The sequence below is a fragment of the Nocardia pseudobrasiliensis NBRC 108224 genome (assembly GCF_001613105.1).
In the GTDB taxonomy this organism is placed as follows: Bacteria; Actinomycetota; Actinomycetes; order Mycobacteriales; family Mycobacteriaceae; genus Nocardia; species Nocardia pseudobrasiliensis.
Window position 1 is genome coordinate 113857 of the sequence record NZ_BDBS01000040.1, and the last position, 9344, is coordinate 123200.

Sequence of the window (9344 nt, forward strand, 5' to 3'; positions counted from 1 at the left end):
CGCGACCGGTACCGTTGTGCTGGCAGTTCGGCCTGCCGTGCGGGAGGGGTGTTGGCCCGGGTATTCATCAGTCACGCGAGCGCGGATCGCGAGTGGGCCGCAGAGATTCGCGGCTGGCTGGTCGCCGACGGCCACGAGGTCTTCCTCGATCTGCACCCGGTCGACGGCTTGATCGTCGGCGAGGAATGGGAGCGTGCACTCTATCGGCGGTTGCGCTGGGCCGATGCGGTGGTCTGCGTCATCACCGCGACCTATCTGCAATCGGTGTGGTGCGCGGCCGAAGTCGGCATCGCCAAGGCCAACGGCGCGCGGCTGCTGCCAGTCCGCGTCGCGGCCGATATCACCCATCCACTGCTGAAATCGCTGCAGCAGTCCAATGCCGCGGCCGATCCCGCGGTGGCCCGCGAAAAGCTCGCGGTGGCCCTGCGTCGACTGGATATGGGCGGAGGCGTGGGCTGGTCCGATGATCTGCCGCCCTATCCGGGCCTGGAAGCGTTCGGCACCGACCGGCGGCGGGTGTTCTTCGGCCGCACGCGCGAGGCCGCCGAGGTCGCCGAACTGCTGCGCAAACCGGCGACCCGGACCGAACCGGCGATCCAGCTGGTGATCGGCCCCTCCGGATGCGGGAAATCCTCCCTCGTGCGCGCGGGTGTCATCCCGCTGATCGCCGAGGAACCGCTGTGGCTGCCGCTCGAACCGATCGTCCCCGGCGCCGACCCGATCGGTGCGCTGGCCCGATCCCTCGCCCCCGCCCTCGCCCGCACCGATCCGCAACACCCACCGCGATCGCTGCGAGAACGCCTGACCGGCACCGGACTTCGCGATATCGCCATCGACATCCTCAACGCCGAACAGGCGGGCGTCGAATGCAAACTGCTACTGGTCATCGACCAGTTCGAACAGCTGCTGCGCCGCACGCCCCCGCGCGACCGCGCCGAATTCGTCGACCTGCTGCTCCCGGCCGTGGGCGGACCGATCCAAATCCTCGCCACGCTGCGACCCGAATTCCTGGACCAGCTGGGAACCGATCCCGCGCTGGCGCGCATCGCGACCCGCACCCATCCCCTGCGCCCGCTGCGCACCGACGCGCTGCGCGAGGTCATCCAGGAACCCGCGCGGGTGGCGGGTTTGACCATCGAGGACGGTCTGGTGGAGGCGCTGCTCGCCGACACCGACAGCGGCGACGCCCTGCCACTGCTCGCCTTCACCCTGCAACAGCTCGCATACGGACTGCGCCGCGGCGACCGACTGACCCGAGACCGCTACGACGAGATCGGCGGCGTGCGTGGCGCGCTGGAACGCCAGGCCGAGACCGCGCTGGCCGAGGCGCGCGCGGCGACCGGACACTCCGACGCCGAGATCGTGGCGATGCTGCTGCGCCTGGTCACCGTCGACGAATACGGCGTACCCACGCGCGACCGCGTCGCCCGCGCGGAATTGAGCGAGTCGGCGCGAAAGGTGTTCGACGCCTTCGTCACCCATCGACTGCTCGTCGTCGCCGAGGAGGACGGGCGCATCGTCGTCACCGCCGCGCACGAGGCGTTCCCACGCAACTGGACGCGGTTGCGCGAGGCCATCGCCGCCGAGAGCACCGCGCTGCGGGCCCGGCGCGCGGTGGAGATCGCGGCCGCGGACTGGGAACGCGACCGCAAACCCGCGCGGCTGTGGGAGCGCGATCGGCTCGCGGTGGCCGCCGCCGATCTCGGGGCCCGGGTGCGACTGTGGCGGCTCGGCGCGACGCGGGTCGAGATCAGCGCGCGGGCACGGACATTCCTGGAACGCGGCTATCGCCGCGATCGCCTGCGACGCGGCCGCGCGACCGCGGTGCTGTCGGCGCTGCTGTGCGCGGCGCTGGTGGCCGCCTTCGTCGCGATCGTGCAGCAGCGCCAGGCGGTGGCCCGCCAGCACACCGCGGTCGCGGGAAAGCTGCTGGCGCAGGCGAATCAACTGCGTCCGGTCGATCCGCGCACGGCGATCCGGCTCGGCGTGGCGGCCGATCGCATCGATCCGGGCAACGAGACGCGCCAGTGGTTGATCAATACGCTGTCCACGACCCGATACGCGGGCACGATCGACGACATCGCGAAAAATGTACTGCGACTGTCCTTCTCGCCGGACGGGCGGACGATCGCGGTGCAGCACGACGGGGGAACCATCGAACTGTGGGCGGTCTCCGACTCCGGGCGATCGCGGCGATTGAGCGAATTGACCGGTGTCAGCAATATCTCGGCGATCGCCTTCACCCCCGACGGGACGACGCTGCTGACCGGCTCCGGCCAGGACCTCAACGCCAGGGACGCCCGCCTGGGCTATTCGGTGTCCGCCGAACCGCGCTACGACCCGTTCAGCATGGACGGCCTGATCCAGTGGGATCTCACCGATCCGGCCCATCCGCGCACGAAAGCGCATCCGGCGCTGGATATCTCACCCAAACTGCGTTTCGATTTCGCCCCGGCGACGATGCTGGCTCTCGGCACCGAGTACCAGCAGCCGACCGCGCTGTGGGATCTCGCCGACCCCGATCATCCGATGCCCGTCGCGACGCTGCTGCCGCCCGAGCAGACACTGGAGGTCGCCGAATTCTCCCCCGACGGACGGCTGCTGGTGACCGGCACCCGCGCGGCCACCACCCTCTGGGACGTCACCGACCGGCACTCACCGCGCCCGATCGGCCGATTGGATCTGCCGCCGCGCGCCATCGCCCAGCACATCGCCTTCTCTCCCGACGGACGCCGCATGGCGGTTTCGGTATTCCCGACCGGCGTCGCGCGCTGGGACGTCACCGACCCCGCGCATCCGCGCGCCGAACCGGCCTTCGATTCGGGCGGTACGGCGTGGCCGGTATTCGCCCGGTCGGGGAATATGGTCGCCGTGGCGGCCGAATTCGGCAACCGGGTCACGCTGTACCGGTTCGGCGAGACCGGGGACGACGTGGAGACGATCTCGGATCTGGTCGGCCGGACCGGCGCGACGACGGCGATCGCGTTCTCGGCCAACGGCATCATCGCCGTCGGCGGGCCCGATGGGCGCACCATTCTGTGGACGACCGACACCCGTGCGCAACCGCAACCGATCGGCGAACAGGTTTCCGGGCAGGTCGACCGGATCGTCGCGGAGAACGGAATCGCCACCGCCGCCGGGCTCATCGCGACCGGCGGTAAGAACGGCAGGGTCGACCTCTGGGACACCGGACAGTCCGATACACCCGTGCACACCGCCTCGTTCGATACCGAGCATTTCGACTTCAGCGACAACGACATTCGCATCAGCTGCGTCGCACTCTCACCCGACGGCACGACCTTGGCGGTCGGGGGAATAGATCGAACCGTCTCGCTGTGGGACGTGACCGACCGACGCCGCCCGCGACGACTGGGCGCGCCGCTCACCGGTCTCGACGGTATCGTCCGCACCCTCGCGTTCACTCCCGACGGCACGCGCCTGGCCGCGGGCAGCGATCTGAACTCACTGGTGTGGAATATCGAGACCAGGGATGCGCCCCGGCGGCTCGGGCGCGGCGTCTACCAGGTACAGATGCGGCAGGTCTACGTCACCGCGAGCGGGCGCATCCTCGGAATCGGCTGGCAACACGAGCACAAGGGTCTGTCCTTCTGGGATTTCACCGACTCCGACAACCCGATCCGGCTCGGCGAGATCGCGGTACCGATGAGCGCGAGCGTGGCCTACTCGCCGGTGACCGGGGTGCTGGTGGCGGTGGAGAAGAACGTCGCACAGTTCTGGGATGTCCGCGATCCCGCGCGCGGCACGCGGGTCGGTAATGCCGTGCAATCGAATTTCGGACTGATCAGCCCTCGATTCGACGCGACCGGAACGGTTCTCGCCACATCGGGCAACGGACGGGTCCAGATGTGGCTGGTCACCGATCCGGCGCATCCGACCCCGGTCGGCGAGCCGCGCGACGCGGGGGCGGGCGATATCGTGGCCGCGACCTTCACCGCCGATTCCAACCGTCTGATCACCGGACACGATCTCGGGGTGAGCCGCACAGTCGCCAAGGTGGCGATGTGGGATCTGCGCCGACTGTACGAACTGCGCCGCGACCCCGCCGACACCGGTTGCCGCACAGTCGGATCCGGCCTGGATCCGGACACCTGGCGGCAGTACATCCAGGAACTTCCCTATCGCGACACCTGCCGGTGACCGCTCAAGGCGCGGGCGACAGCCGCACCACCCGACCGAACTGGGAGTTGTCGGTGAAATAGATGGTGTCGGCGGAGTCGACCGTGAGCCCCGCGACCGTGCCCAGGTCGGTGTAGGGCAGCCGCGTCGGCGTCCGCGCGCCGGGCGTGAGCCGCCACAGCGCGGCGGTCGTGCGCGAGGGCCTGCTGCCGTCCTCGGCGGCGGGTTCGAAGACATCGTCCGCGAGCAGCAGATTGCCGTGATGATCGACGGTGAGGGCCTCGACGAATTTCAGGTCCGGAATCGGGGTCGGCGTCGCGGGTGGTTTACCCGCGCGGAAGGTCAGCAGCGTCGGATTCGGTTCGGCCACATAGACGATGACATCACCGGAATCGGAGACCGCGATCGGCGCGCGGAGTCGGTCGACGTTGGCCAGCACCTCGGGCGCGCCGCCCGCGGGCAACCTCAGAATCCGGGCGTGCTCGGGGTCGGTGGCGTACACGATGCCCGCGCGATCGACCGCTACCCCGGCATCGTAGGAATGTCCCGCGCGGCCGGAATCCTGGCCGGACGCAACGGAGAGGGGCAGGGCGACGGTCGATTTCCGGTCCGGCGCGATCCGCAGTATCCGCTCCGCGCCGTAATCGGTGGCGTACAACTCCTCGGCGGGGCCGATCGCGAGGGAATACGGCGACTTCAATTCCGGCACGGCCAGCCGCTGCGGTAGGAAGCGCCCGGCCGCGAGCCATTGCACAGACCCGGATTCCACCACGTACACATCCCCGGTGCGTCCCACGGCGATTCCGCGCGGGGAGTCCACCAGCAGCGGCAGGTCGGTCTGGGTCTGCCAGCCGGTCGCGTGTCGCGCGCGCGACCCGTGCGGCCACCAGATCCACACGGCGACAACCACCGCGACCATGGCCGCGACGCCGACCAGCCATATCCGGGACGGTCGCGTCGTCATGGTCGCAGTCTAGGGCGACGCGGCGAGCGCGGCGGCCGCGTCGACGATGCCGAAGCCGTACACCGGCGTGTACACCCCGCGAATCACCCCGCCCAGGAACGGCAGTCGCGCGGTGCGCAGGATCGCGTCGTAGATCTGGGCCCGCGTGCGGCCCTGCGCCGCCAGCAGCGCCGCGACACCGGCGACGTGCGGGGCAGCCATCGAGGTGCCGCTGAACGCGTCGTAGTCGGCCTGCCCGCAGCGCGGCGAACCGGTGCCGCGCGGGACCAGCGACCACACATTCTCATCGCAGTGCGGCAATCCCGAACCACCTGGCGCGGCAACCACTTTCAGATCCGGCTTCACGCCCAGATCCGAATACAGCGCCTTCACCTCGTAGCGGTCGGTGGCGACCACGCAGAGCACGTCGCGGGTGAAGGAGGGGTCCGAGCACAGCGGCAGGGTTTCGTTGCCGGCCGCGGCCACGACCGCGACATCGCGTGCCACCGCGTAGGCGATCGCATCGGCCAGTCGCGTTCGCAGCCCGAGGAAGGCCAGCACCTGATCGTCGGGCAGTCCGACCAGACTCAGATTGATGACATTCGCGCCGTGATCGCTCGCCCAGCGCACACCGTCGGCGATGTCCTCGTACACGCCCACGGCATTGTCGAGCACCTTCACCGGCATGATCCGCGCATCCGGCGCGACCCCGGCGATCCCGGTACCGTTCGCGCTCGCCGCGGCCGCGATCCCCGCCACATGCGTACCGTGGCGATCCGATGCGACCCCCACACCGTCGGGTCCCCGCCAGTCGCCGTCGCCGCAGGGCCGTTGTCCCGCAGGACAATCGGTGAAGGTCGCGCCGGGGACGAGTTTGCCCGCCAGATCCGGATGGTCCAGATCCACGCCGGTGTCGACCACCGCGATCACCACCCCCGCCCCGGTACTGCTCGCCCACGCCTGCGGGGCGCGGATCTGGGCCAGCGCCCACTGCTTGTCCACCAGGGGGTCGGCCGCGGCGCCGGACGGCGTCGCCGACGCGACCACCGCCGCGGCGACCGAACTCACCGTGAGACCGACCGCCAGCACCGTCCGAAGACGCGAGAGCCACATGATCCGCTCCGAAATCGAGCCCAGCGACGCGCAACTGGGCCGGGTACTCCATCATCCCCCGCCGACGCGCCCGCGCCACGGAATTCGCGGGTCAGGACCACCTCCCGGGCGCGAACACATCGGTCCAGTGCGCGGGCCAGGTCGCCAGCGCGATGATCGCCATGATCACCAGATGTACCGGGGCGGCGAAACTTTCCCTCGGACCGTGGTGATTGACGATATGGGTCACCACCGCACCGGTCAGCACGAGGATCAGCACCGCCGAGCCGAGGAAGCGCGCCTCGTGATACGGCACAGCCAGCAGCAGCGCGCACGCGCCCTCGATCGCGCCCACTACGAACCGGAACCAGGCGGGCCACCCCCAGTCGGGGAACTTGACCGAATACGCCGGCCCGAAAAGCGTGGGCCCGGACCAGAACTTGGTGACCGCTCCCAACATGAACTCCACGGCGAGAAACCACAGCAGGCCGGTCGCGACCCATCCGGGCCAGGTGTGCGCGATAGTCATACCGCCTTGACCGCCGCCACGGTCCGAATGTGACAGTCCTCGCCCGGCACGGATCAGCGCGAGGAATTTCGGCACCGGCGCAACCAGCGCCACGGTGGTATCCCAGCTCGAGCTGGTCAGCCCTGCGATGGCCATGGCCTCTCCCTGCCGACGGTCCATAGCACGCGGTCGACTTCGCAAGAACGCAAACAAACCTACGGTCGCGGCTACGTCGGCACGAGGGTCTTTTCCCCGTCGACGTCTCGACCCGTAAATCCTTCTATGTGAAAACGGTTGAGTACGAGGCCCTTCCCCGACACGACGCGCCCCCGCCGCCTGCTATCATCAGCGAAACTTAGCCTAACCAAACTATTGACCGACAGAGGTTTCGACGATGGAGTTTGTGGCAGCGGCGCCGTCGGTCGCGACGCAATTGTTCGGCAGTGGACTACTCGGGGTGCGCGAGGGGCTCGAGACGGGCATCGTGGTCATGATTCTGGCCGCGTTCCTGGTCAAATCCCAACGCCGCGACGGGCTGAAATGGCTGTGGGCGGGCGTCGGACTCGCCGTGGCGATGATGCTGGCGATCTTCGCCGCGATCCACTACGGGACCTCCACCGTCGACGGATTGGCCGCCGAGGCGATCGCGGGGGTGGCCTCGCTGGTCGCGGTCGTCATCGTGACCTTCATGGTGTTGTGGATGCGCAGCGCCTCCGCGCACATCTCCGGGGACCTCAAACGCGGCATGACCCGCGCGCTGGAGGGCGGCGGCCTGGCGATTCTGACGCTGTCGTTCTTCGCGGTCGGCCGCGAGGGCGTCGAAACCGCCCTGCTGATGGTCGGTTACGCCGAGAACGCCTCCGGCAGCAGCTGGCCGCTGATCGGACTGGTCGCCGGGGTGGCCGTGGCCGCGGTGCTCGCGGTCCTGCTGTATTTCGGCGCCATCCGGATCAACTTCGCGATCTTCTTCACCTACACCGGCGCATTCCTGATCCTGGTCGCCGCCGGAATCCTCGGCTACGGCGTGCACGCGCTGCAACTGGTCGGCTGGCTGCCCGGCGCCGACCGGCTCGGCTTCGACATCACCGCCCACTTCGACCAGTCGTCCTGGTACGGAACCATTCTCGCGGGCATCTTCAACTTCCGCCCGGACCCCACCCTGCTGCAGGCCATCGCCTGGGCGGTGTACCTGGTGATCGTCCTGACGCTGTTCCTGCGCCCGATGCGCGCGAACCGGACCAGCCCGCCGATGGCCTCCGAACCGATGCAGACTCCGGCCGCGTGACGCGGCCGGCGCAGAGAAGGAATGAAACACCTGTGAAATCGAGTCGAGTCGTCGCCGCGTCGGGCCTGGCCGTGATCACCGTCCTGGCGACCGCGGCCTGCACGGAGAAATCCAAGGCGGGCGCGGGTGATATCGCGGTCACCTCCACCGATTCGTCGTGCGAACTGGCCGCCACGTCCGCGGGCACCGGCAAGGTCAACTTCGTCGTCGCCAACCAGGGGTCGAAGATCACCGAGTTCTACGTCTTCGGCGCCAACAATCGGGTACTGGGTGAGGTCGAGAACATCGGCCCCGGCGTCTCGGGCAAGCTGACCGTCGAGATCACCGATCCGGGCACCTACGAGACCGCCTGCAAACCGGGCATGGTCGGCAACGGCATCCGCCAGCAGCTGACCGTCACCGGCGACAAGAAGGCCAAGACCGAGGTGCCCGCCGACGTGACCCAGGCCGAACAGCGCTACCTGGACTATGTGCGCCGCCAGCTCGACGGCCTCGTCGGCCAGACCGCCTCGTTCGTCGCGGCCGTCAAATCCGGTGACCTCGACACCGCCCGTAGGCAATTCGGCCTGACCCGCACCTTCTACGAGCGCATCGAACCGGTCGCCGAATCCTTCCCGGATCTGGATCCGAAGATCGATATGCGCTGGGACGACACCGAGAACGGCACCCAGCCCTTCACCGGATTCCACCGCATCGAACGCTTCCTGTGGCCGCCGCAGCAGAAGGAGATCGGCGAGAAGGGCGACGCCATCACCCAGGCCGACCTCGACAACGCCAAGACCGCCGACACCAAGGCGGCCATCGACACCGAGGCAGACACCCTGCTGGCCAATGTCACCGCGCTGCGCGCGGAGGTGACCAAGCCCGACTTCGTCTTCGAGACCCAATCCTTCGTCAAGGGTCCACAGGCGCTGGTCGACGAGATCGCCGCCACCAAGGTCGGCGGCGAGGAGGACCGCTACTCGCGCACCGACCTGTGGGACTTCGCCGCCAATATCGACGGGTCGGAAACCCTGATCGCGGAACTGCAGCCGATGATCGCGGCCAAGGATCCGAAATTGATGGACAAGATCACCGCCCAGTTCCAGGCGGTCCGCGACGGCATCAACCAATTCCGCGACGGCGACGGCTACGCCTCCTACAAAACCGTCACCGAGGACCAGCGCAAAACGCTCTCGGACAAGATCGACGCGCTGTCGGCGTCGCTGAGCCAAGTCCCCGGCCTGATCCTGGGCCAGTAACCCACGAAGAGAACCCATCATGAACCACACCGAAGACCCCGCACCCCGCTCCGCGCATCGCACCGGAAGGTTCTCCCGCCGCGCCCTTTTGGGGGCGGCGGGCGCCAGCGTCGCCGTCGGCGCGGCCGCGGGCGCCGC

At 68.8% G+C, this 9344-nt stretch carries 6 protein-coding genes; 3 read left to right on the forward strand and 3 right to left on the reverse strand.

The genetic code is table 11. The features are described 5' to 3' along the window. Positions 1 to 51: 51 nt before the first annotated feature. Positions 52 to 4158 carry an nSTAND1 domain-containing NTPase gene (locus NP4_RS29260; protein ID WP_169813820.1) on the forward strand — a complete coding sequence of 1369 codons (4107 nt, stop codon included), beginning with the start codon at positions 52 to 54 and terminating at the stop codon, positions 4156 to 4158. A gap of 4 nt (positions 4159 to 4162) precedes the next feature. Here the strand turns inward: NP4_RS29260 and NP4_RS29265 are convergent, their stop codons facing one another. The 3 genes from NP4_RS29265 to NP4_RS29275 form a co-directional block, all read right to left on the reverse strand. After that, on the reverse strand, positions 4163 to 5101 hold the full coding sequence (locus NP4_RS29265) for an NHL repeat-containing protein (protein WP_068004839.1): 939 nt from the start codon (positions 5099 to 5101) through the stop codon (positions 4163 to 4165). Between the two features lie 9 nt (positions 5102 to 5110). Beyond that, positions 5111 to 6193: a S8 family serine peptidase gene (locus tag NP4_RS29270; protein WP_068004842.1), complete on the reverse strand. Its 1083-nt coding sequence runs from the start codon at positions 6191 to 6193 to the stop codon at positions 5111 to 5113. Between the two features lie 91 nt (positions 6194 to 6284). Beyond that, a complete protein-coding gene (locus NP4_RS29275) occupies positions 6285 to 6836 on the reverse strand; it encodes a DoxX family protein (protein WP_211335939.1) in 552 nt (183 codons plus the stop codon). A 238-nt stretch (positions 6837 to 7074) separates the two neighbouring features. Here NP4_RS29275 and efeU point away from each other — a divergent pair, with 238 nt between their 5' ends. Together efeU and efeO are read left to right on the forward strand one after the other, a co-directional pair. Beyond that, positions 7075 to 7965 (forward strand): iron uptake transporter permease EfeU, encoded by an 891-nt coding sequence (efeU, locus tag NP4_RS29280; RefSeq protein WP_068004843.1) that lies wholly within the window; start codon positions 7075 to 7077, stop codon positions 7963 to 7965. Between the two features lie 32 nt (positions 7966 to 7997). Beyond that, positions 7998 to 9206, forward strand: a complete 1209-nt coding sequence (gene efeO, locus NP4_RS29285) for an iron uptake system protein EfeO (RefSeq protein ID WP_068004844.1) — start codon at positions 7998 to 8000, stop codon at positions 9204 to 9206. Positions 9207 to 9344 lie beyond the last annotated feature (138 nt).